Annotated in this window: 22 protein-coding genes; 6 read left to right on the forward strand and 16 right to left on the reverse strand. The window is 72.4% G+C overall.

The window, feature by feature from the left end; translation table 11 throughout:
* Window positions 1-2: 2 nt before the first annotated feature.
* The 5 genes from tatC to ACI79Q_RS00180 form a co-directional block, all read right to left on the reverse strand.
* Window positions 3-854: a twin-arginine translocase subunit TatC gene (gene tatC, locus ACI79Q_RS00160; protein WP_456587855.1), complete on the reverse strand. Its 852-nt coding sequence runs from the start codon at window positions 852-854 to the stop codon at window positions 3-5.
* A gap of 88 nt (window positions 855-942) precedes the next feature.
* Entirely contained in the window at window positions 943-1,275 is a 333-nt protein-coding gene (tatA, locus tag ACI79Q_RS00165; RefSeq protein ID WP_456587856.1) for a Sec-independent protein translocase subunit TatA, read from the reverse strand.
* A 112-nt stretch (window positions 1,276-1,387) separates the two neighbouring features.
* Window positions 1,388-1,594 (reverse strand): hypothetical protein, encoded by a 207-nt coding sequence (locus ACI79Q_RS00170; RefSeq protein ID WP_456587857.1) that lies wholly within the window; start codon window positions 1,592-1,594, stop codon window positions 1,388-1,390.
* Window positions 1,595-1,603: 9 nt separating this feature from the next.
* Window positions 1,604-2,587: a helix-turn-helix transcriptional regulator gene (locus ACI79Q_RS00175; RefSeq protein ID WP_456595651.1), complete on the reverse strand. Its 984-nt coding sequence runs from the start codon at window positions 2,585-2,587 to the stop codon at window positions 1,604-1,606.
* Window positions 2,584-3,573 (reverse strand): helix-turn-helix transcriptional regulator, encoded by a 990-nt coding sequence (locus ACI79Q_RS00180; RefSeq protein ID WP_456587859.1) that lies wholly within the window; start codon window positions 3,571-3,573, stop codon window positions 2,584-2,586. The genes ACI79Q_RS00175 and ACI79Q_RS00180 overlap by 4 nt, the downstream gene beginning before the upstream one ends.
* A 76-nt stretch (window positions 3,574-3,649) precedes the next feature.
* Here ACI79Q_RS00180 and ACI79Q_RS00185 point away from each other — a divergent pair, with 76 nt between their 5' ends.
* Complete coding sequence (locus ACI79Q_RS00185) at window positions 3,650-4,801, forward strand: DUF3866 family protein (RefSeq protein ID WP_456613895.1); 1,152 nt, start codon at window positions 3,650-3,652, stop codon at window positions 4,799-4,801.
* A 78-nt stretch (window positions 4,802-4,879) separates the two neighbouring features.
* On the opposite strand, the gene pafA is transcribed toward ACI79Q_RS00185, so the two are convergent.
* From pafA to dop, 7 genes are all read right to left on the reverse strand, one after another.
* A complete protein-coding gene (pafA, locus tag ACI79Q_RS00190; RefSeq protein WP_456587861.1) occupies window positions 4,880-6,238 on the reverse strand; it encodes a Pup--protein ligase in 1,359 nt (452 codons plus the stop codon).
* Between the two features lie 55 nt (window positions 6,239-6,293).
* Window positions 6,294-6,641: a hypothetical protein gene (locus tag ACI79Q_RS00195; RefSeq protein WP_456587862.1), complete on the reverse strand. Its 348-nt coding sequence runs from the start codon at window positions 6,639-6,641 to the stop codon at window positions 6,294-6,296.
* Between the two features lie 28 nt (window positions 6,642-6,669).
* On the reverse strand, window positions 6,670-7,539 hold the full coding sequence (gene prcA / locus ACI79Q_RS00200) for a proteasome subunit alpha (protein ID WP_456587863.1): 870 nt from the start codon (window positions 7,537-7,539) through the stop codon (window positions 6,670-6,672).
* A 3-nt stretch (window positions 7,540-7,542) separates the two neighbouring features.
* Window positions 7,543-8,400, reverse strand: a complete 858-nt coding sequence (gene prcB, locus ACI79Q_RS00205) for a proteasome subunit beta (protein ID WP_456587864.1) — start codon at window positions 8,398-8,400, stop codon at window positions 7,543-7,545.
* Between the two features lie 72 nt (window positions 8,401-8,472).
* Entirely contained in the window at window positions 8,473-9,147 is a 675-nt protein-coding gene (locus ACI79Q_RS00210) for an endonuclease VII domain-containing protein (RefSeq protein WP_456613896.1), read from the reverse strand.
* Window positions 9,148-9,179: 32 nt separating this feature from the next.
* The gene (locus ACI79Q_RS00215; protein ID WP_456587866.1) at window positions 9,180-9,389 is read right to left on the reverse strand and encodes a ubiquitin-like protein Pup; all 210 of its coding nucleotides are present in this window, start codon (window positions 9,387-9,389) and stop codon (window positions 9,180-9,182) included.
* A 116-nt stretch (window positions 9,390-9,505) separates the two neighbouring features.
* Window positions 9,506-11,011 (reverse strand): depupylase/deamidase Dop, encoded by a 1,506-nt coding sequence (dop, locus tag ACI79Q_RS00220; protein WP_456612269.1) that lies wholly within the window; start codon window positions 11,009-11,011, stop codon window positions 9,506-9,508.
* A gap of 293 nt (window positions 11,012-11,304) precedes the next feature.
* Between dop and ACI79Q_RS00225 the strand changes: the two genes are divergently transcribed.
* Window positions 11,305-11,916: a transglycosylase family protein gene (locus ACI79Q_RS00225; protein ID WP_456587868.1), complete on the forward strand. Its 612-nt coding sequence runs from the start codon at window positions 11,305-11,307 to the stop codon at window positions 11,914-11,916.
* Between the two features lie 174 nt (window positions 11,917-12,090).
* On the opposite strand, the gene arc is transcribed toward ACI79Q_RS00225, so the two are convergent.
* Together arc and ACI79Q_RS00235 are read right to left on the reverse strand one after the other, a co-directional pair.
* Window positions 12,091-13,866, reverse strand: coding sequence for a proteasome ATPase (gene arc, locus ACI79Q_RS00230; RefSeq protein WP_456587869.1), 1,776 nt, complete (start codon window positions 13,864-13,866; stop codon window positions 12,091-12,093).
* 170 nt (window positions 13,867-14,036) lie between these two features.
* Entirely contained in the window at window positions 14,037-14,960 is a 924-nt protein-coding gene (locus tag ACI79Q_RS00235) for a tRNA (adenine-N1)-methyltransferase (protein ID WP_456587870.1), read from the reverse strand.
* A 95-nt stretch (window positions 14,961-15,055) separates the two neighbouring features.
* Between ACI79Q_RS00235 and ACI79Q_RS00240 the strand changes: the two genes are divergently transcribed.
* The 3 genes from ACI79Q_RS00240 (at window position 15,056) to ACI79Q_RS00250 (ending at window position 17,088) form a co-directional block, all read left to right on the forward strand.
* Entirely contained in the window at window positions 15,056-16,003 is a 948-nt protein-coding gene (locus tag ACI79Q_RS00240; RefSeq protein WP_456613897.1) for a RecB family exonuclease, read from the forward strand.
* An 8-nt stretch (window positions 16,004-16,011) separates the two neighbouring features.
* Window positions 16,012-16,443, forward strand: coding sequence for an N-acetyltransferase family protein (locus tag ACI79Q_RS00245; protein ID WP_456613898.1), 432 nt, complete (start codon window positions 16,012-16,014; stop codon window positions 16,441-16,443).
* A gap of 123 nt (window positions 16,444-16,566) precedes the next feature.
* Window positions 16,567-17,088 carry a hypothetical protein gene (locus ACI79Q_RS00250; protein ID WP_456613899.1) on the forward strand — a complete coding sequence of 174 codons (522 nt, stop codon included), beginning with the start codon at window positions 16,567-16,569 and terminating at the stop codon, window positions 17,086-17,088.
* Between the two features lie 16 nt (window positions 17,089-17,104).
* On the opposite strand, the gene ACI79Q_RS00255 is transcribed toward ACI79Q_RS00250, so the two are convergent.
* Together ACI79Q_RS00255 and metH are read right to left on the reverse strand one after the other, a co-directional pair.
* Window positions 17,105-17,788 (reverse strand): HAD family hydrolase, encoded by a 684-nt coding sequence (locus ACI79Q_RS00255; RefSeq protein ID WP_456587874.1) that lies wholly within the window; start codon window positions 17,786-17,788, stop codon window positions 17,105-17,107.
* Between the two features lie 77 nt (window positions 17,789-17,865).
* Entirely contained in the window at window positions 17,866-21,660 is a 3,795-nt protein-coding gene (gene metH, locus ACI79Q_RS00260; protein ID WP_456613900.1) for a methionine synthase, read from the reverse strand.
* A gap of 232 nt (window positions 21,661-21,892) precedes the next feature.
* Here metH and ACI79Q_RS00265 point away from each other — a divergent pair, with 232 nt between their 5' ends.
* Window positions 21,893-22,762 carry a PAC2 family protein gene (locus ACI79Q_RS00265; protein ID WP_456613901.1) on the forward strand — a complete coding sequence of 290 codons (870 nt, stop codon included), beginning with the start codon at window positions 21,893-21,895 and terminating at the stop codon, window positions 22,760-22,762.
* Window positions 22,763-22,782 lie beyond the last annotated feature (20 nt).

A 22,782-nucleotide genomic window follows, 5' to 3' on the forward strand; every position in this document is an offset into this window, starting at 1 on the left:
GGTCAGCCGCGGGCCGACGGCGAGGGTTCGACCGGCTCCTCCAGCGGTGACGGGCTGGCGTCCAGCGGGGAGGCCTCGTCGTCGTCCAGCCCGTGGAAGTGCTCGGCGGCCGCGCGCCGGGCCCGGCGACGGTCGACCAGGCGGGCGGTCTGGATCGCCAGCTCGAACAGCACGATCATCGGCCCGGCCATGAGCAGCATGGTGAACGGGTCCTGCGTGGGCGTCACGAACGCGGCGAAGACGACGGTGAGGAAGAAGATCCAGCGGCGGCTCCCCCGCAGCGCCTCGTAGCTCACGACGCCGACCAGGTTGAGCGCGATGGCGATCAGCGGAACCTCGAAGCTCACCCCGAACGCCACCAGCAGCGACAGGACGAAGCCGATGTAGTCCTGCGCGGTCAGCGCCACCACGACCCCGTCGCCGGCGAGGCTCAGCAGCAGCTCCAGGCCTGCGGACAGCGACACGTAGGCCAGCACGGCGCCGAGCACGAAGAGCAGCGTGGAGACGGCGACGAAGCCGACGCCGTAGCGCTTCTCGTTGCGCTTGAGGCCGGGGGTGATGAAGGCCCACAGCTGGTAGAGCCACACCGGCGCCGCGAGGACCACGCCGGCGAGGAAGGCCACCTTCAGGCGGATGAAGACACCGCCGAAGACGTTGGTCACGAGCAGCCCGCAGCCACCGGCGTCGTCCCCGGCATAGCGCAGGTCCTCCGGCAGCCCGCAGTACGGGGCACGGATGAACTCGCCCAGCCCGTGCTCGTACCACCAGAACGCGAGCACCGTGGTGAGCGCGAGCGCCAGCAGGGACTTGGCGATGCGGTTGCGGAGCTCGGTGAGGTGGGCGATCAGGCTCATGGTGGCCTGGGCATCGCGTGGCCGCCGCCGACGCCGACGCGCGCCGCGGGTCGCCTCGCTCACCGCCGTACCCCCGGGTGCGAAGCGGTCAGCGGGGGCCGTCGGCCGCGGCACGGGCCTGGTCGGCCTGCGCCCGCAGCTCCGCCGCACGCGCCTCGGCCTGCCGCGCCTCCTCCTGCAGCTGCGCGTTTCGCTCGTCCGCCGCGGAGGACGCGGGGGCGACGATCTCGCCGCGGACCGGTGTGGTCTTCGCCGCGTCGCGGGTGCGGACGTCGTCGTCCTTCATGCCCTTCATCTCGCCCTTGAAGATGCGCAGCGAACGACCCAGCGAGCGCGAGGCGTCGGGCAGCTTCTTGTAGCCGAAGAGCAACAGGATGGCCAGGATGATCAGGCCGATTTCCAGCGGGCCGAGTGACCCCATGGCGCGTCCTCCGAAAGGTGTGGTGACTGGGGTGATGCTACGCCGCGGGGCACCGGTTTCCCGACCGGTACGAGCACAGGAACCGCCGCTCGGGACGGAGTTCGCCGGCCGTTCAGCCGGCGGACGACCGGGCGTCGCGTAGCCGGCCGGCGCGGTCGGCGGACTCCTGCAGCCCGGCCCGTACCGGCGCGATGTCGGCCTCGGCCGCGGTCAGCTCGCGGGCCAGCCGCCCGAAGGCGCCGAGCACGCCGTGGGCGAGCACCCCGAGCACGGCGAGCGCCAGGACGACCACGACGGCGAGCACGATCCAGAACACCACGGCCGAACCCTAGCCCGCGCCGCCGGGCGCCACCCCGTACCGGGCCAGGGCGGCCCGGGCCTCGGCGGCGACCTGCGCGCCGATCTCGGCCGGCTCCTCCACCACCGCGTTGCCGCCCAGGATCGCGACCAGCCGCCGCGCCCAGGCCAGGTCCGCCGTGCGCACGGTGACGGCCAGCCCACCGGGCGGGTCGTCGACGGGCGTCACGTCCTCGGTCGGGTAGTAGTCGGCGACCCACCGGGCGCTGCGGGCCAGCCGCAGGCGCACGGCCGGGGTGTCGGGGCCGGGCTGGTAGAGCCCGTCGTCGATGCTGCGGCTGGTCGCCTGCGGCGGCGCGGCGGCGGGCTCGTCCAGCACCGTGGCCTCGTCCACCCGGTCGAGCCGGAACAGCCGGACGCCCTCGGCCCGGCGGCACCAGGCCTCGAGGTACCAGTGCCCGTCGACGTAGAGCAGCTGCATCGGGTCGACGGTGCGCTCGGTGCGCTCGTCGCGGGCCGGCACGTAGTAGTGCAGGTGCACCGCGCGCCGGTCCTGCAGCGCCTGCCGGGCGAGCGCCAGGGTCTCCTCCCGGGCGTCGACGCTCACGGCCAGCGGCGCCATCCGGGCCGCCGCGTCACCAGTGGCTGCCGAGACCTTGGCCAGCGCCCGGCTCACGGCGTCGCGCTCGGCCAGGCCGGGCAGCTCCAGCAGCGTGCGCAGCGCGACGACCAGCGCGACCGCCTCGTCGGTGGTCAGCCGCAGCGGCCGCACCATCCCCGCGCTGAACGTGACCCGGACCCGGTCCCCCTCGAAGGCGACGTCGATCAGGTCGCCGGGACCGTAGCCGGGCAGCCCGCACATCCAGAGCAGCTCCAGGTCGCGCTGCAGCTGCCGCTCGGGGACGCCGAAGTCGCGGGCAGCCTCGGCGAGCGCCACGCCCTCGGGACGGGCGGTGAGGTACGGGATCAGGGCCAGCAACCGGGTCATCCGGTCGGTCGCGCCCCCGGCGCTCACGGGCGCGTCCCCATCGCGGCCAGGCGGGTCAACCGGGCGATCACGGCGTCCCGCATGTCGGTCGGCGCCTCCACCACGACGTCGGCGCCGTAGGCGGCGATCTGGTCGGCCAGGGCCCACGGCTCGGTGGTGCGCAGCTGCAGCCGGTCCTCCACCTCACCGGTGCCGTCGTCGGCCGGGCCGAGGGAGGTGGCGTGCCGGCGCAGCCCCACGGCGGTTCCCGGCCGCGCCCGCACCACGATGAGGTACTCCTCCCCCTGCACCTGCCCGGCGACGACCGCGGTCAGGTCGAGGTCGGGCGGCGGCTCGAACGCCCCCACCGGGCCCACGGCCTTCGGCGTGCCGACGACGCGGGAGAGCCGGAACACCCGCGGCGCCCGCCGGTCCAGGTCGTGCCCGACCAGGTACCAGCGCCCGTGCCAGGCCACCACCCCCCACGGCTGGACGTCCCGGCGGGTCGCGGCGTCCTCGTCGGGGCGCCGGTAGTCGAACTGCAGCCGGCGCCGGTCGCGGGCCGCGGCGTAGCAGGGCTCGAACGCCGCCTCACCCCGGTCCAGGCGGGGCTTGATCGGCAGCGCCCGGGACGAGTCGACGTCGACCCCGGCGGCCTTGAGCTTCACCAGGGCGCTCTGCGCGGTGCCGGCCAGCTGCGCGGACTCCCACAGCCGCAGTGCCAGGCCCACGGCGGCTGCCTCCTCCCCGGTGAGGTGGATCTCGGGCAGCTCGTAGTCGGCGCGGGCGATGCGGTACCCGTCCTCGGTGTCGAAGACGCTGGTGCGCCCGGTCTCGAGGGGCACGCCCATCTCGCGCAGCTCGGCCTTGTCCCGCTCGAACATGCGCTTGAACGCCTCGTCGGCCCGGTCGCTGCCGTCGTCGGGCTCGTACCCGGGCACGGTGGCGCGGATGCGCGCCGCCGTCACGTACTGCCGGGTGCTGAGCAGCGCGATGACCAGGTTGACCAGTCGCTCCGCCCGCTTGGCCGCCATGGCCCCCAGGCTAGTCAGCCCGCCGGGGAGCCGTCGTCGCCCGGCCGCGCGGCGGCGTGCTGGTTAGCCTGCGGGTATGACCAGTGCTCCCCCGTCCGCGCCCGCATCCCGGATCCGCTGGCGGCGGGGCCGGGTCACCGCGACCGGCCGGGCCTGGCGCGACGCGCTGGAGCTGACCGTCGAGGTGGCCGATGACGGCGAGCTGCGGGCGCTGGCCTACCCCTCCCTCGTCGGCGTCCCCGAGGTGGGCGACGAGGTGCTGCTCAACACCACCGCGCTGGCGCGGGAGCTGGGCACCGGCGGCTACGCGATGGTGGTGGCCGTCCCCGACCGGCTGCCCCCGGACCCCGAGGGCCCCGGGCACCTGGTGAAGGCCCGGTACACGCCGCTGCAGGTGATGGTGCAGGGCGTCGACGAGCAGGAAACCGAGCACCACGCGACGATCGCGGACGCCGACGACCTCGGCGGGATGCCGGTCGTCGTGGCCGACCTGCACTCGGCCCTGCCGGCGGTCCTGATCGGGATGCTGGCGACCGACCCCGATCTCAAGGTCGCCTACGTGATGACCGACGGCGGGGCGCTGCCCGCCGCGTTCTCCCGCACGGTGGGCGCGCTCAAGCCCTCGCTGGCCGGCGTGGTGACCGCCGGTCAGGCCTACGGCGGTGACCTGGAGGCGGTCACGCTCCACACCGGGCTGCTGGCGGCGAGGCACGTGCTGCACGCCGACCTGGCGGTCGTCACGCAGGGGCCCGGCAACCTGGGCACGGGAACGCCGTGGGGCTTCTCCGGGGTGGCCGCGGGCGAGGCGTGCAACGCCGTCAGCGTCCTGGGCGGCCTGCCGGTCGGGGCCCTGCGCATCTCCGACGCCGATCCGCGCCCGCGCCACCGCGGCGTCTCCCACCACTCGCTGACCGCGTTCGGGCGGGTGGCGCTGGGCGGCGTGACCCTGGTGGCGCCCCGTGGGCTCTCCTCCGAGCTCGGCGGTCAGGTGGACGAGGACCTGGCGAGCCAGCCGGAGCGGAACACCGTCGTCTGGGTGGACACCGACGGGCTCGACGCCGCGCTGGGGCTCTCACCCGTCCCGCTGCGCACGATGGGCCGCGGCTACCCCGAGGAGCGGGCCTACTTCCTGGCCGCGGCGGCGGCCGGGCGCTACGCGGCGCTCCAGGTGCCGGTGCCCGAAGATGCGGAGGGCTCGGCCGAGACCGTCTCCATGCCCGACGCCTGACGCCGTCCCGGAACGGCGAGTCATGCGAACTCGGGGCCATCAGCGACCGATGACCACGAGTTCGCATGACTCGGCAGCTCACATGCTGGCGATGAGCTTCTCCACGCGCTCGTCGACGGACTTGAACGGGTCCTTGCACAGCACGGTCCGCTGCGCCTGGTCGTTGAGCTTGAGGTGCACCCAGTCGACGGTGAAGTCGCGCCGCTTCTCCTGCGCCTTGCGGATGAACTCGCCGCGCAGCTTGGCGCGGGTGGTCTGCGGGGGCACGTTCTTCGCCTCGAAGACCCGCGGCTCGTGCGCCACCCGGTCGACCTGGCCGTTGCGCTCGAGCAGGTAGTACAGCCCCCGGGTGCGGCTGATGTCGTGATAGGCCAGGTCCATCTGCGCGATGCGCGGCGAGGACAGCGGCAGGTCGCGCTTGGCGCGGTAGCGCTCCAGCAGGTTGTACTTGATGGCCCAGTCGATCTCGCGGTCGATCAGGCTGAGGTCCTCGCTGTCGACGGCCTTGAGCACCCGCCCCCACAGTTCGAGCATCTGCCGGTGCACCGGGGTGCAGCCCTCGCGGTCGGCGAACTCGGTGGCGCGGCTGTGGTACTCGGCCTGGATCTCCAGCGCCGACATCTCGCGGCCGCCGGCCAGCCGCACCTTCCGGCGGCCGGTCATGTCATGGCTGATCTCGCGGATCGCCCGGATCGGGTTCTCCAGCGTCATGTCGCGGATCGGGGTGCCCGCCTCGATCATGCGCAGTACGAGGTCGGTCATGGCGACCTTGAGCAGCGTCGTCGTCTCGCTCATGTTCGAGTCACCGACGATGACGTGCAGCCGCCGGTAGCGCTCGGCGTCGGCGTGCGGCTCGTCGCGGGTGTTGATGATCGGCCGGGACCGCGTGGTGGCGCTGGAGACGCCCTCCCAGATGTGCTCCGCCCGCTGGCTGACGCAGTACAGCGCGCCGCGCGGGGTCTGCAGGACCTTGCCGGCGCCGACGACGATCTGCCGGCTGACGAGGAACGGGATCAGGACGTCGGCCAGCCGGCCGAACTCTCCGTGCCGACCGACGAGGTAGTTCTCGTGGCAGCCGTAGCTGTTGCCGGCCGAGTCGGTGTTGTTCTTGAACAGGTAGATGTCGCCGGTGACGCCCTCCTCGGCCAGGCGCTGCTCGGCGTCGACCAGCAGGCCTTCCAGGATCCGCTCGCCGGCCTTGTCGTGGACGACGAGCTCGGAGAGGTCGTCGCACTCGGCCGTCGCGTACTCGGGGTGGCTGCCGACGTCGAGGTAGAGCCGGGAGCCGTTGCGCAGGAAGACGTTGGAGCTGCGCCCCCACGAGACCACCCGTCGGAACAGGTAGCGGGCCACCTCGTCCGGTGACAGCCGGCGCTGCCCCTTGAAGGTGCACGTGACGCCGTACTCGGTCTCGATGCCGAAGATCCGTCGGTCCACGCTCCGAGCCTAGGCGCCGGAAGCGACACCGGCCCACCGCCGGACCGGCGGGGCGCTACCGCTTCGCGTCGAGCCGCTGCAGCAGGTCGTCGAACGCCTGCTCGATCTCGTCGTGCCCGTTCTGAGACGCCCGCTGCTTGCCGTGGATCAGCGCGGCCCGGTTGACCTTCGAGAAGTCGCCGTACGGGAAGTGGTAGCGCTTCTTCGTCTCCTCGCCGGCGTCCGGATCGACGGCGAGGTGCCAGGCGGCGTAGCCGTCCCAGCCATGCGCGTCGATCTCGGCATTGCCGTCGTCGGCGGACGGTGCGGCGTCGGACCATTCGGTCTCGTCGTCGTACTTCCCGTCGTCGATGAGCTTCCTCGCCTGCGCGAGCGCGTCGTCGTTGAGTTCGTAGTCCGGCATGCCCGCTCCCCTACCCCGTACGCGCGGGTCATCCGCCCGACTGCGGATGCCCCTCGCCGCTGTCGGTGGCGCCCCCGGCGGTGTCGGGAGCGGCGGGGTCACCGAGCCCGGCCGGCGTGCCCGGGGCGGGGTGGCTGGGCACGTGGGCGGAGGTGGGCGGCTGCGTCCCCTCGGTACCGGTCTCGCCGTCACCGAGCAGGGTGTGCAGGGCGGTGCCCACGACGCGGCGGAACGCCCGCTTGGGGCGCCGCCTGTCCAGGACGGCGACCTCCAGCTGCTGGGCGGTCAGCCGCGACGGACCGCCGTCACCGCTCCCCGCGGTGGCGGGGCTGACCGCGGAGAGGGCGTCGACGCCGACCTTGAGCGCGTCGGCGAGCCCCATGCCGGCGTGGAAGTGGTCGCGCAGGTGCCCGGTGACGGCGTCGGCCTGGCCGCCCATGACCACGAAGTCGGGCTCGTCGACGACCGAGCCGTCGAAGGTGAGCCGGTAGAGCTGGTCGCGCTCGGGGGTCTCCCCCACCTCGGCGACGCACAGCTCGACCTCGTAGGGCTTCATCTGCTCGGTGAAGATGGCGCCGAGGGTCTGCGCGTAGGCGTTGGCGATCACCCGGCCGGTGACGTCGCGGCGGTTGTAGGAGTAGCCGCGGACATCGGCCAGCCGGACGCCGGCGACGCGCAGGCTCTCGAACTCGCTGTAGCGGCCGACCGCGGCGAAGCCGATGCGGTCGTAGATCTCGCCGATCTTGTGCAGCGTGGAGCTGGGGTTCTCGGCGATGAGCAGCACGCCGTCGACGTAGGTGAGGACGGCGACGCTGCGACCGCGGGAGATGCCCTTGCGGGCGTACTCCGAGCGGTCGCGCATGACCTGCTCGGCGGAGGCGTAGTAGGGCATGGTCATGGCTCAGGCCTCCCCGGCCGCATTCTGGCGCTCGGCGGCCGCGCGCTCGGTCACGATGGCGTCGGCGACGGCGGCGATCTCGGCGTCGGTGAGCCGGACGGCGCCTTCGGCGTCGACCCGGTAGACGATCGGGTACAGCCGCCGGACCGGGTCGGGACCGCCGGTGGCCGAGTCGTCGTCGGCCGCGTCGTAGAGGGCCTCGACGACGGTGCGGGTCGCGGCTGCGGCGTCCAGGCCCTGCCGCCACGTCTTCTTGAGGCTGTTCCGGGCGAACAGCGAGCCGGAGCCGACCGTGGCGTAGCCGCGCTCCTCGTAGTTCCCGCCGGTGACGTCGTAGCTGAAGATCCGGCCCGGGAGCTCGCCGGGGGCGGCGTCGAGGTCGAAGCCGGCGAACAGCGGGACGACGGCCAGGCCCTGCAGCGCCGCGCCGAGGTTCCCGCGGATCATCTGCGCCAGGCGGTTGGCCTTGCCGTCGAGGGAGAGGGTGAGGCCCTCGATCTTCTCGTAGTGCTCGAGCTCGACCTGGTAGAGCTTCACCATCTCGATGGCGATGCCCGCGGCGCCGGCGATGCCGATGACGCTGTAGGAGTCGGCCGGGTAGACCTTCTCGATGTCGCGGCTGGAGATCAGGTTCCCCATGGTGGCGCGCCGGTCGCCACCCATGAGCACGCCGCCGGCGTAGGTCGCGGCGACGATCGTGGTGCCGTGCGGGGCGATGTCACCCACGGGCAGCTGCGGGACCGGGCGCCGACCGGGCAGCAGGTCGGGCGCGGTGGACCCGAGGAAGTCGGTGAACGAGGAACCCACCCGGTCCAGGTACGCGGGCGGGAACCCGCTCCGGCCAGCTGACGACTCGTTCACCCATCCGCCTCTCCCGCCTGCATGCGCCGGCGTCCACCCGTTGCTCCGCCGGGAGCTTCGTGCTCCTCGGCGTCAGGGCGACCCTACCGGCGGTCGCTCCACCCGGATGGCTCGGACCGGGCCGAGGCCGGCAGCCGAGAACATGGCCGTGATGCGCTGGCTCAGGGTGTGGAAGCGGACGTAGTCCGCGGCCGCGCGCAACACCTCCGGATCGTCCCTGAACTGGCCGAGCCCGCCGTTGCAGTTGAAACACAACAGCGCCCGGACGGCGCCCGTCGCGTGGTCGTGGTCGACGTGCTGGGCGGGCGCGGTGCGGCAGATGGCGCAGACCCCGCCCTGTACTTCGAGCATCACATCCGCCTCGGCCGCCGTGATGCCATACCGCCGTGTGAGGTGGTACGAGCGTGCGCCGCCCGCTTTCGCACGCGAGGCGTGGCCGCGGGCGTTGTGGCACGGGAGGCAGTAGGTGGCGTGCCCGGAGCGGGTCGTGCGCGTCTTCGGGAACTGCTCGAACGCCCTCACCTCGCCGCAGTCGGGACACCACTTCGAGCCTTCCGGGACGTCGAGGCCCTTCGGTGCCAGCCGGTGCTTGCGTGGTTGGAGACGGCGGGCTTCCCGGCTCTTGGCAGCTCGTTCGGCGAGATGCGTGCGGCAGTAGAAGGCGAGTCCGTCACGCGATCTCTTGTTCTTGCTGAAGTCGGAGACGGGGCGGTGCGCCCGGCAGTCACGACAGAACTCGGTGTCCACCGATCAGCTTCTTCACCAGAAGATGATCTTGGTCACTGGCCCCCTTTTTGTACGTACGCACGCACGAAGTCCTCACTGTTCTCCTCGAGGACGTCGTCGATCTCGTCCAGCAACGAATCGACGTCCTCGGTCATCTCCTTGTGGCGCTCGGCCACCTCCGAGTCGACCGACGCCTCGATCTCCTCGTTCTCCTCGCGCGACCGCGTCGCCTTCTGCTGCCCGCCGGTGTCCCTGGTGGCCATGCTGCCCTCCGGTCCTTCTCGTGGCTGGTGCTGGTCAGGAAAGTACCCGCAGGAACCGACATCCGGCGTCCGTCGGCCGAGGGCGGTGGAGACCGCCCATCGGTGAGGACGGCCGGTCAGGGGCCGGTGATCGTGTCGACGAGCTCCTGGGCCGTCGCGGAGGCCTCGAAGAGCGCGCCGACGTGCTCCCGGGTGCCCCGCAACGGCTCGAGCGTCGGGATGCGCACCAGGTTCTCCCGGCCCAGGTCGAAGACCACCGAGTCCCAGGAGGCGGCGGCGATCTGCGTCGGGAAGCGGCGCAGGCACTCGCCGCGGAAGAACGCCCGGGTGTCCGCCGGTGGGGTCACCATCGCGCGCGTCACCTCGTCATCGGTGAGCAGCCGCTGCATGGCCCCGCGGGCGACCAGCCGGTTGTAGAGCCCCTTGTCCGGCCGGACGTCGGAGTACTGCAGGTCGACCAGCTGCAGCCGCGAGTCGTTCCAGTCCAGGCCGTCGCGGGAGCGGTACCCCTCGAGCAGCCGCAGCTTCGCCGGCCAGTCCAGCTGGTCGGCGAGGCGCATCGGGTCGGCCGCCAGGTCGTCGAGGACCGCCGCCCATCGGTGCAGCACGTCGGTGGTCTGCTCGTCGGCCTCCCCGCGGGTCGCCACGAAGCGCTCGGCCGCCTCCAGGTAGAGCCGCTGCACCTCGATCGCGGTCAGCTGCCGTCCGTCGCGGAGCCGGACCCGGTGGGTGAGCGAAGGGTCGTGGCTGACCGCCTGCAGCTCGGCCACCGGCTCCTCGATCGCGAGGTCGGAGGGCAGGGCCCGCGCCTCGATCATGGCCAGCACCAGCGACGTCGTCCCGACCTTGAGGTAGGTGGACAGCTCCGCCAGGTTCGCGTCGCCGATGATCACGTGCAGCCGGCGGTACTCGTCGGGGTTGGCGTGCGGCTCGTCGCGCGTGTTGATGATCGGCCGCTTCAGGGTCGTCTCCAGACCCACCTCGACCTCGAAGAAGTCGGCGCGCTGCGAGAGCTGGAACCCCGGCGTCCGGCTCTCCGTCCCGATGCCGACCTTGCCGGAGCCGGCGAACACCTGCCGGGTGACGAAGAACGGCACCAGCCCGCGGATGATGTCGATGAACGGCGTCCGCCGGTCCATCAGGTAGTTCTCGTGCGCGCCGTAGGACGCGCCCTTGCCGTCGGTGTTGTTCTTGTAGAGCTGGATCGGGTGCGTGCCGGGGATCTGCACTGCGCGGCGGGCGGCCTCAGCCATGACCCGCTCCCCCGCCTTGTCCCACAGGACGATGTCGCGCGGGGTGGTGACCTCCGGCGTCGAGTACTCCGGGTGCGCGTGGTCGACGTAGAGGCGCGCGCCGTTGGTCAGGATGACGTTGGCCATCCCGGAGTCCTCGTCGAGGTCGTTGTGGTCCAGGGCCTGGGCCGGGGTCAGGTCGAAGCCCCGGGCGTCGCGCAGCGGTGACTCCTCCTCGAAGTCCCACCGGGGACGGCGGGGCGTCGGCGCATCGGCCACCGCCCACGCGTTCACGACGAGGCTCGACAGCGTGGTCGGGTTCGCCCCCGGCTGCCGCGGCACCGAGATGCCGTACTCGACCTCGGTGCCCATGACCCGCCGCACGCTCATGGCCCAACCCTAGGCCGAGGCCGCTCCGGGGACCGGTGCCGGCATCGAGCCGCGGACCTGGCACATACCGGATCGGTTCCGTAGCCTCGGTGGTGCCCCGGCCGCACCAGCGCGGTCATCGGGACGAACGCGGGCCACGGCCGTCGAGCCGGTACCCCGCATCTTTCGGACGCGCCGCGCGCCCTCTCCGCCCAGCGGCAGTGGTCCTTCTCCGTCGATCCGGCTCCGTGGGTGGAGCGTGCTGCCCCCGTTCGGTGGGCCGGCCGCGTGGGCGACCGCCGTTCGAGAGGATCATGACGAACCCGAGCACCACCTCCGGCCCGTCCACCCGCGTCTTCCGGCGGCGCACCGCCGGCCTCGCCGCCACCGGCGCCCTGCTCCTGGCGCCGTTCCTGGGCACGGGCACCGCTGCTGCCGCCGACGACGAGACCTGGGACCGCCTCGCGCAGTGCGAGAGCAGCGGCAACTGGTCCATCAACACCGGGAACGGCTACTACGGCGGCCTGCAGTTCTACCAGCCCACCTGGGAGGGGTTCGGCGGCACCGAGTACGCCCCGCGGGCCGACCTCGCCACCCGCGAGCAGCAGATCGCGATCGCCGAGAAGACCCTTGCGGTCCAGGGCTGGGGCGCCTGGCCGGCCTGCTCGGCGAAGCTGGGCCTGACCGAGGCGGACAAGGCCGGCAGCGCCACGCCTCCGGCAGCCGCCCCGGCCCCCACGGCCGAGGCACCGGCGCCCGCGCCGGCCGACGCCGGGCAGCAGTACACGGTCCAGGCAGGTGACACGCTGTCGGGGATCGCATCGGCCAACGGGCTGCAGTGGCAGACCCTGTACGAGGCCAACCGCGACGTCATCGGCGCCGACCCGGGCCTCATCCACCCCGGCCAGGTCCTCCGCCTGGGCTGACCCCGCGGACGAGCGGCTCCGGCTCGCCGCCGTCCTGGCTCAGCACAGGGGGTCCTGGCTCACGACCGATCGTGAGCCAGGACCCCTGATGATCAGGTGACCTGATCATCAGGGAGCCACGGGCAGCCGGACGGCCCGGCCACCGCGTGGTGGCCGGGCCGTCCGTCGTCGTGCCTAGAGGTACTGGCCGGTGTTGGTCGCCGTGTCGATGGCGCGCCCGGCCTCGTTCCCCTTGCCGCTGATGAGCGTGCGGATGTAGACGATCCGCTCGCCCTTCTTGCCCGAGATCCGCGCCCAGTCGTCGGGGTTGGTCGTGTTGGGCAGGTCCTCGTTCTCCTTGAACTCGTCGAGGCACGCCTGCATCAGGTGGCCGACCCGCAGGCCCCCGGTCCCGGTCTCCAGCCGCTCCTTGATCGCCATCTTCTTCGCGCGGTCGACGATGTTCTGCAGCATGGCGCCGGAGTTGAAGTCCTTGAAGTAGAGGACCTCCTTGTCACCGTTGGCGTAGGTGACCTCGAGGAAGCGGTTCTCCTCGCTCTCGGTGTACATGCGCTCGACGGTGCGCTGGATCATCGCGGCGATCGTCGCCTCGCGGTTGCCACCGTGCTCGGCGAGGTCGTCGGGGTGCAGCGGCAGGTCGGGCACCAGGTACTTGCTGAAGATGTCGCGCGCGGCCTCGGCGTCGGGCCGCTCGATCTTGATCTTCACGTCGAGCCGGCCGGGCCGCAGGATCGCCGGGTCGATCATGTCCTCGCGGTTCGAGGCGCCGATGACAATGACGTTCTCCAGGCCCTCGACGCCGTCGATCTCGCTGAGCAGCTGCGGGACGATCGTCGACTCGACGTCGGAGGAGACCCCCGAGCCGCGGGTGCGGAAGATCGAGTCCATCTCGTCGAAGAACACGATGACCGGCGTGCCTTCGCTGGCCTTCTCCCGCGCGCGCTGGAACACCAGCCGGATGTGCCGCTCGGTCTCCCCGACGTACTTGTTGAGCAGCTCGGGGCCCTTGATGTTGAGGAAGTAGGACTTCGCCTGGTGGACGCCCTCGCCACGGACGGCGGCGACCTTCTTCGCCAGCGAGTTGGCCACGGCCTTGGCGATCAGCGTCTTGCCGCAGCCGGGCGGGCCGTACAGCAGGATGCCCTTGGGCGGGCGCAGCTGGTACTCGCGGAAGAGATCGGCGTGCAGGAACGGCAGCTCGACGGCGTCGCGGATCTGCTCGATCTGCCGGGACAGCCCGCCGATGTCGGTGTAGTCGATGTCGGGGACCTCTTCGAGGACGAGCTCCTCGACCTCGCTCTTGGGGATCCGCTCGTAGACGTAGCCCGACCGGCTCTCCAGCAGCAGCGAGTCGCCGACCCGCAGCGGCTGGCCGGTGAGCGAGTCGGCCAGGTAGACGACGCGCTCCTCGTCGGTGTGCCCGATGACCAGCGCCCGTGGGGTGACGCCGTCGACGGGCTCCAGCAGCTCCTTGAGCATGACGACGTCGCCCTGGCGTTCGAAGTCCCGCGCCTCCACGACGTTCATCGCCTCGTTGAGCATGACCTCCTGGCCGGGGCGCAGGGTGTCCACCTCGACGTTCGGCGAGACCGACACCCGCAGCTTGCGGCCGCCGGTGAACACGTCGACGGTCCCGTCGTCGAACCGGGTCAGGAAGATGCCGTAGCCCGAGGGTGGCTGCCCGAGCCGGTCGACCTCCTCCTTGAGCGTGACCAGCTGCTCCCGCGCGTCGCGCAGCGTGCCGGCCAGCTTGTCGTTGCGCTCGGAGAGGAAGGCGGCCCGGCCCTCCGCCTCCGCTATCCGCTCCTCCAGCGCGCGCACCTGGCGCGGGCTGTCTGCCACCTTGCGGCGGAGCAGGCTGATCTCCTCCTCGAGGTAGGAGATCTGGCTGAGCAGCGAGGCGACGTCACGCTCACGCCGCGCCTTCATCTCGTCAGGACCCAGGCCCATCACGCACCTCCGCACTGTCGGGGGAGCCAGGACGCAAATCTATACACGCGCGACGACACTTCGCCGTCGCCTCGCGGGGTCCGTGGCGGGGTGCTACTGAGGTGCTGGAACGGCCCTCCTGCAGGGGCCCGCCGCGAGCGTGCGAGCGGTGGGGGCAGGAGGGTCCTCCTTCAGTGCTTCTGCGCGCGGCGCTGGCGGACGGGGGCGACCGCGCCCTCGGCCAGGCGGCGTGCGGTGACGAGGAAGGCGGTGTGGGCGACCATCCGGTGCTCCGGGCGCACGGCCAGGCCGACCGCGTGCCACGGCCGCATCAGGGTCTCCCAGGCGTAGGGCTCGGTCCACACGCCCTGCGCGCGCAGCGCCTCCACGTAGGTGGACAGCTGGGTGACGGTGGCGACGTAGCCCACCAGCACGCCCCCGGGACGCAGCGCGGCGGCGACCGTCGGCAGGACCGCCCACGGCTCCAGCATGTCCAGGACGACCCGGTCGACCACCTCGTCGGCCGGGTGGTCGGCCAGATCGCCCAGCCGCAGGCTCCAGTTGCTCGGGACCTCGCCGAAGAAGGCGCCGACGTTCGTGCGCGCGACGTCGGCGAAGTCCTCGCGCCGCTCGTAACTGGTCAGCGAGCCCCCGGCGCCGACGGCCCGGAGCAGCGAGCAGCTGAGCGCGCCGGAGCCGGCGCCGGCCTCCAGCACCCGCATGCCGGGCCCGATGTCGCCGAAACCGACGATCTGCGCGGCGTCCTTCGGGTAGATCACCTGCGCGCCGCGCGGCATGGAGAGCACGTAGTCGGCGAGCAGCGGGCGCAGCGCCAGGTACCCGGTGTTGGCCGTCGAGTGCACGACCGACCCCTCGGGCGCACCGATGAGGTCGTCGTGCTCGATGGCGCCGCGGTGGGTGTGGAACTGCTTGCCGGGCGTCAGGACGACGGTGTGCAGCCGGCCCTTGGGGTCGGTCAGCTGCACCCGGTCCCCCGCGACGAACGCGCCCTCCACGGGCTCGGCCCGCTGCGCGGAGGGGCTCTCCCCCGCCTCGTCCGGCGCCTGCTGCGCCTCGTCGACGACGTCGGTCCCCGGCTCCTGCTCACTGGTCACGGGCGACCAGCGTACGGACGCCGCCGCTGTGACCCGGGACGCCGATGCGGCGCGGACACTCGGAACTGTCGGAGGCGCGACCTAGCCTCGGGTGCATGACGGCGATGGTGGACACCGACCCGCGACCCGGCACGCCCGACGGCGGGACCGAGCCCCCCGCCGAGGTGACCGCACCGCGCCGCCCCTCGCTCTCGCCCAGCCGGGCGGCGGACTTCAAGACCTGCCCGTTGCTCTACCGCTTCCGCACCATCGACCGGCTGCCCGAGCGCAAGAGCCTGGCCGCCGTCCGCGGCACCCTCGTCCACTCCGTGCTGGAACGCCTCTACGACCTGCCCCCGGCGCAGCGCACCCCGGAGAGCGCCCTGGAGCTGCTCGAGCCGGCGTGGGCCGAGCTGCGCGACGAGCCGGGCATCGCCGAGCTGTTCGCAACCGGCCAGGACGAGGGCGCCGAGAGCGATGCGAACGCGCCCGAGTCGGTGGCGGCCTGGCTGGCCTCGGCCGGGAAGCTCGTCGAGAGGTACTTCTCGCTGGAGGACCCGCGCCGCATCCAGCCGGCGGGTCGGGAGGAGCTCGTCGAGGTCACGCTGCCCGACGGACTGCTGCTGCGCGGTTACGTCGACCGGCTGGACATCGCCCCCAACGGCGCGCTCCGGGTGGTCGACTACAAGACCGGGTCGATGCCGCGCGAGGCGTTCGAGTCCAAGGCGCTGTTCCAGATGAAGTTCTACGCGCTGGTGCTCTGGCGCACCCGCGGGGTGGTGGCCGCTCAGCTCAAGCTGCTCTACCTCGGCGACGGCGACGCGCTCACCTACGCCCCGGAGGAGGCCGAGCTCGTGCGCTTCGAGCGCACGCTGCTGGCCATCTGGTCGGCAATCGAGCGGGCCGTCGCCACGGGTGAGTTCCGGCCGAACAAGAGCCGGCTCTGCGGCTGGTGCGACCACCAGGCGCTGTGCCCGGCGTTCGGCGGCACTCCCCCGCCCTTCCCGGCGGAGGCCGCAGCGTCAGCCGGCTGGCGGACGACCCTGCCGGTGACGCCGGTGTGACCGGCGCGGTGACCGTTCGCGCCGCCGTGCCGGCGGATCTCGCCGCCGTGCTGGATCTGTACCGCCAGCTGTACCCGGAGCTCGAGCACGACGAGACGCTGCGGGTGCAGGACGCCTGGGCCAGCACCATGACGACACCCGGGCGCACGGTCCTCGTCGCCGAGGCCGCCGGAACCGTGGTCGGGACGGCGGATGTCACGGTGGTCGCCAACACGGCTCACGCCGGTGAGCCCTACCTGCTGGTCGAGAACGTCGTCGTGGACGGCACCCACCGCCGCACCGGCGTGGGAGCGACCCTCCTGGGCGCCGCACGGGAGCACGGCCGCCGGACCGGCTGCTACAAGCTGCAGCTCTCTGCCGACGACCCGGCGGCCTTCGCGTTCTACGAGGCCGTCGGACTGCGTCCGGCGGCACGGACCTACAAGGAATACCTCGGCTGACCGACCGGAGTGTGCGGCATGCATGTCCCGCCGGGTCGGTCCTCGGCCCGCGTCCGCTGCGAGCGCCGGCACGCAGGCCGCGACACCTCTTCACCGGGACCAGTGACCAGCGAGACTGTGACCGTGCATCCCGACAAGAGGCTCGAGATCCTGACGGCGTTCGCCGCCGCCACGGCGGACCCGAGCCGCCTGGGCGCACTGCTGGGCGACGCGGCCGACGACTCCGACGCCGTGCGAAGGCTGCAAACGGCCTACGGGTTCACCCCCGGTCAGGCGCGGGCGGTCCTCGACCTCCAGCTCGCCCGGATCACCCGGGAGCACCGCGCCCGGCTGCAGGCCGAGATCGACGCCCTGCGCGACGCTGCTGCCGGGCTCTGGGACCCGCCGATCGAGGTCACGGCGACGGCGAGGTCCGGGCGGGAGATCGTCGTCGGCCTCCCGGACCATGAGCACGACGTCCACGGCGACGACTCGGCCGACTGCCTCGACCGGATGGTCGTCCTCGTACGCGACGAGCTGGCGGGCCCGCGCCGGCGCAGGGGGACCGTCACCTTCACCGCAACCGTCCCCGACGGGCCACGTACCGTCCACGTCGATCCGGTGGGCAGCGCCTCGTTCTGCTACGACGACCTCGGCACGGCATAGTCGCGGCCCCCGGAACTCAGCGCGGGGCGGCGCTCGCCACCTCGCGGGCGGTGAGCACCGCCTCGAGCTCCGGCACCCCGACCCCCACGAGCGTCTCCACCAGCGTGAGCCCCGGTGCCGGCGGGACCGGCTGCATCGCGGGCACGCCCAGCACCGCCATCCCGGCGGCCAGCCCGGCGGTCACGCCGACCAGCGAGTCCTCCACCACCACGCAGGAGTCGGGCTGGACGCCCAGCGCTGCGGCTGCCTGGAGGTAGGGGGCCGGGTCCGGCTTGCGCGCGGGAACCTCGTCGCCGCAGACGGTCAGGTCGAACGGGCTGCCGCCGAGGTCCGTCGCGATGCTCGCAAGCACGATGTCGGCGAGCCGGCGGGGCGTCGTCGTCACCAAGGCGGTGGCCAGGCCCGCGGCCCGCACCGCGGACAGCAGTTCCCGGGCGCCGGGCTGCCACACGACGCCGCCGGCCATGAGCACGCCGACCCGCTCCTCGATCCAGGCCGCGTCCACAGCGAGCTGTTCGGCGGTGGCGCTGATGCCGAGGTCCGCGTAGAGGATGCCCATCGCCGTCGGCATGCTCGTGCCCACCGTGCGGGCCCGCGCCTCGGCCGACATCCGCCCCCCGAGCCGTCCGGCGAGCTCGAACATCGCCTCGCCCCAGTACTCCTCCGTCTGCACGAGCGTGCCGTCCATGTCGAACAGCACCGCCCGCAACGCGCTGGAACGGCCTCCGTCCAGAGGCTCGCCCCGAGCCGGCGAGGGGTGAGGGGGACGGGGGTCCTTCATTCGTCCTCGGTCCGGTAGCCGAGGTTGGGTGAGAGCCACTTCTCCGCCTCCGCGAGCGTCCAGCCCTTGCGCCGGGCGTAGTCCTCGACCTGATCCCGCCCGACCCGGCCCAGCACGAAGTACTGGGCCTGCGGGTGCGCGAAGTAGAGGCCGCTCACCGCCGCACCCGGCCACATGGCGAGGCTCTCGGTGAGCTCGATACCGGTGGCCGCCTCGACGTCGAGAAGGTCCCAGATCGTCTGCTTCTCGGTGTGCTCGGGGCAGGCCGGGTAGCCCGGGGCCGGCCGGATGCCGCGGTACTTCTCGGCGATGAGGGCCTCGTTGTCCAGCGCCTCGTCGGCGGCGTAGCCCCAGAACTCCCGGCGCACCCGCTCGTGCAGCCGCTCGGCGAACGCCTCGGCCAGCCGGTCGGCCAGCGCCTCCAGCATGATCGCGCTGTAGTCGTCGTTGTCCTTCTTGAACGCCGCCACCCGCTCGGCCGCGCCCAGCCCGGCCGTCACCGCGAACGCACCGACGTAGTCGCGCAGGCCGGTGTCCTTCGGCGCCACGAAGTCCGCCAGTGACTTGCGCGGCGAGCCGTCGCGGCCCTCGGTCTGCTGCCGCAGCTGGTGCAGGGTCGCCCGCACGGCGGTGCGGGACTCGTCGGTGTAGACCTCGATGTCCTCGCCGTCGACACGGTTGGCCGGGAACAGCCCGAGGACGCCGCTGGCCCGCAGCCACTTCTCCGCGACGATCCGGTCCAGCATCTGCTGGGCGTCGTCGTACAGCCGCCGGGCGGCCTCGCCGGTCGCCGGGTTGTGCAGGATGTCGGGGAACCGGCCGCGCATCTCCCAGGCGTTGAAGAACGGCTGCCAGTCGATGTAGCCGCGCAGCTCCTCGAGCGGGTAGTCGTGGAAGTGCCGGACGAACTGGGTGGCCTCCCCGAGGGCGCAGGCCGGGCCCTCGCAGACGTCCTTCGCCTGCTGCAGCAGCATCCGCGGCCGGGGCGGGGCGTAGCCGCTCCAGTCGATCGGCGTCGGGTTCGCGCGTGCCTCGGCGAGCGGGAGCAGGGCGCGGCTGTCCTGGCGGGCGGCGTGCCGCTCCCGGAGCGCCGCGTAGTCGGCGTCGGTCTCGGCCAGCAGCCTCGGGCGCTGCTCGTCGGAGAGCAGGGCGGCGACGACCGGGACCGAGCGCGAGGCGTCCTTCACCCAGATCACCGGGCCGGAGTACCTCTGCGCCACCTTGACGGCGGTGTGCGCCCGCGAGGTGGTCGCGCCGCCGATGAGCAGCGGGATCTCGAACCCCTGGCGCTCCATCTCGGCGGCCAGGTTCACCATCTCGTCCAGCGAGGGGGTGATCAGACCGGAGAGCCCGATGATGTCGGCGCCCTCCTGCTTGGCGGCGTCCAGGATCTTCTGCCCCGGCACCATGACGCCCAGGTCGACCACGTCGTAGTTGTTGCACTGCAGGACGACGCCGACGATGTTCTTGCCGATGTCGTGGACGTCGCCCTTCACGGTGGCCATGACGACCTTGCCGTTGCTGCGCTCGGCGTCGCCGGGCTGCTTCTCCGCCTCGATGAACGGGATGAGGTAGGCGACGGCCTTCTTCATCACCCGGGCGGACTTGACCACCTGCGGCAGGAACATCTTGCCGGCGCCGAACAGGTCGCCGACGACGTTCATGCCGTCCATCAGCGGTCCCTCGATCACCTCGATCGGCCGCCCGCCGCGCTCGGCGATCTCGCGCCGCAGCTCCTCGGTGTCGTCCTCGACGTGTGCGTCGATGCCCTTCACCAGCGCGTGGGTGATCCGCTCCCCCACCGGCAGGGAGCGCCACTCCTCGGTGGCGACCTCGCGCGCCGCGCCGTCCCCGGCGTAGTCGCCGGCGATCTCCAGCAGCCGCTCGGTGGCGTCGGGGCGGCGGTTGAGGACGACGTCCTCGATCCGCTCCCGCAGCTCGACCGGCACCTCGTCGTAGACCTCGAGCGCGCCGGCGTTGACGATGCCCATGTCCATGCCGGCCCGGATGGCGTGGAAGAGGAACACCGCGTGGATGGCCTTGCGGACGCGGTTGTTGCCGCGGAAGGAGAAGGAGACGTTGGAGACCCCGCCGGAGACCAGCGCGCCGGGCAGGTTCTGCTTGATCCAGCGGGTCGCCTCGATGAAGTCGACGCCGTAGTTGGCGTGCTCCTCGATGCCGGTGGCGACGGCGAAGACGTTCGGGTCGAAGATGATGTCCTCGGCCGGGAACCCGACCTGCTCGGTGAGCACCGCGTAGGCCCGCCGGCAGATGTCGATGCGCCGCTGGAGGTCGTCGGCCTGGCCGTCCTCGTCGAACGCCATGACGACGACCGCGGCGCCGTACCGGCGGCAGAGCCGGGCCTCGCGGACGAACTCCTCCTCGCCGTTCTTCAGCGAGATGGAGTTGACGATCGCCTTGCCCTGGACGTTCTTCAGGCCCGCCTCGATGACCTCCCACTTCGAGGAGTCGACCATCACCGGGACGCGGCAGATGTCGGGCTCGGCGGCGATGAGCTTGGTGAAGCGGTCCATCGCCTCGACGCCGTCGATCATCCCCTCGTCCATGTTGACGTCGATGACCTGGGCGCCGGCCTCCACCTGCTGGCGGGCGACGGCGAGGGCAGCCGGGTAGTCGCCCGCCTTGATCAGGTTCCGGAAGCGGGCGGAGCCGGTGATGTTGGTGCGCTCGCCGACGTTGACGAAGAGGCTCTCCTCGGTGACGGTCAGCGGCTCCAGGCCGGACAGGCGCAGCGCCGGGGACGTCTGCGCCGGCGTCCGTGGCGGCAGCCCCGCCACGGCGCCGGCGATCGCCGCGATGTGCGCCGGCGTGGTGCCGCAGCAGCCACCCACGAGGTTGACCAGGCCGCTCTCGGCGAACTCCGCGACGATGGCGGCCGTCTCGGCGGGCGACTCGTCGTACTCGCCGAAGGCGTTGGGCAGCCCGGCGTTCGGGTAGCAGGAGACGAAGGTGTCGGCGACCCGCGCCATCTCCGCGATGTAGGGCCGCATCTCCTTGGCGCCGAGGGCGCAGTTCAACCCGATCAGCAGCGGCTGCACGTGCCGCACGGAGTTCCAGAACGCCTCGGTGACCTGCCCGGAGAGCGTCCGTCCGGAGGCGTCGGTGATCGTGCCGGAGATCAGCACCGGCCAGCGCCGGCCGCGCTGCTCGAACAACGTCTCCAGGGCGAAGATGGCCGCCTTGGCGTTCAGCGTGTCGAAGATCGTCTCGATCAGCAGCGCGTCGACGCCGCCGTCCACCAGGCCGTTCGCCTGCTCGAGGTAGGCGGCGACCAGGTCGTCGAAGCCGACGTTGCGGGCGCCGGGATCGTTGACGTCCGGTGAGATCGATGCCGTCCGGCTGGTGGGGCCGATCGCCCCCGCGACGAAGCGCGGCCGGCCGGGCGTCCGCTCGGTCATCGCGTCGGCCTCGCGGCGGGCGAGCCGGGCGGAGGCCACGTTCAGCTCGTAGGCCAGCTCCTGCATGCCGTAGTCGGCCAGCGAGATCGTCGTGGCGTTGAAGGTGTTGGTCTCGACGAGGTCCGCCCCGGCCTCGAGGTACTCGCGGTGGATGCCGGCGATGAGCTCGGGCTGGGTCAGGCTGAGCAGGTCGTTGTTGCCCTGCACGTCGCTGGGCCAGTCGGCGAAACGCTCCCCGCGGTACCCGGCCTCGTCGGGACGGTCCCGCTGGATCGCCGTCCCCATAGCGCCGTCGAGCACCAGGATCCTTTCCTCCAGCAGCGCGCGGAGCCGCGCCGTCGCATCGGGACGGAGGGCGGGTGACTCGGACACGGTGATCCCCAGTGGTTCAAGACTCGATGGGCGTGCGGGCCTCGCGCTCCGTCACCCCGGCGGGCTGGCCCAGGCCTGGGCGTTCCCGATGTCGGCTCCCATCTTCGCACCTGGCACACCGGCGGTGCAGCAGGCGTGGCGGGCCGCCACGCCCGCCCACGAGGGCGTTCGGCGGCCGGACCCCGCGGCGCACGGCCGGGCGGCACGGCCGGAGCGACGTAGGCTCACAGGGGTGATCGATCCTCAGTCCGACGCCGATGACCTGCCGCAGCTCACCGACCCGGTGGTCGTGGTGGCGTTCGAGGGCTGGAACGACGCCGGGGACGCCGCCACGGGGGCCGTCGAGCACCTCGAGCTGATCTGGGACGCGAAGCCGTTGGCCGCCCTCGACCCCGAGGACTACTACGACTTCCAGGTCAACCGGCCCACGGTCTCCCTGATCGACGGGGTGAGCCGGCGCATCGAATGGCCCACCACCCGCATCTCCGTGGCCCGGCCCGAGGGGCTGGACCGCGACGTGGTCCTCATCCGGGGCATCGAGCCGAACATGCGCTGGCGCAGCTTCTGCGAGGAGCTGCTGGAGATCCTCGACGAGCTCGACGCCTCCATCGTGGTCGCGCTCGGCGCGCTGCTGGCCGACACCCCGCACACCCGGCCCACGCCGGTGACCGGGTCGGCCTACGACCAGGAGTCCGCACGGGCCTACGGGCTGGAGACCTCCCGCTACGAAGGCCCGACCGGGATCCTCGGTGTGTTCCAGGACGCCTGCGTGCAGGCCGGGCTGCCGGCGATCAGCTTCTGGGCCGCCGTCCCGCACTACGTGTCGCAGCCGCCGTCGCCCCGCGCCACCGTCGCCCTGCTGCAGCGCGTGGAGGAGGTCCTGGAGATCACGGTGCCGCTCGGGGCCCTGCCGCAGCAGGCCGAGGACTGGGTGAAGACCGTCGACGAGATGGCCAGCGAGGACGCCGAGGTCGTCGAGTACGTGCGCTCGCTGGAGGAGCGGGCCACCGAGGTGGACCTGTCGCAGGCCAACGGCGACCAGATCGCCCGGGAGTTCGAGCGGTACCTGCGCCGCCGGGGTGGGCCCGCCGGCGGGGCCTGAGCGGCCGGCGCCATCGAAGC

This window comes from Blastococcus sp. SYSU DS0828 (genome assembly GCF_054050975.1).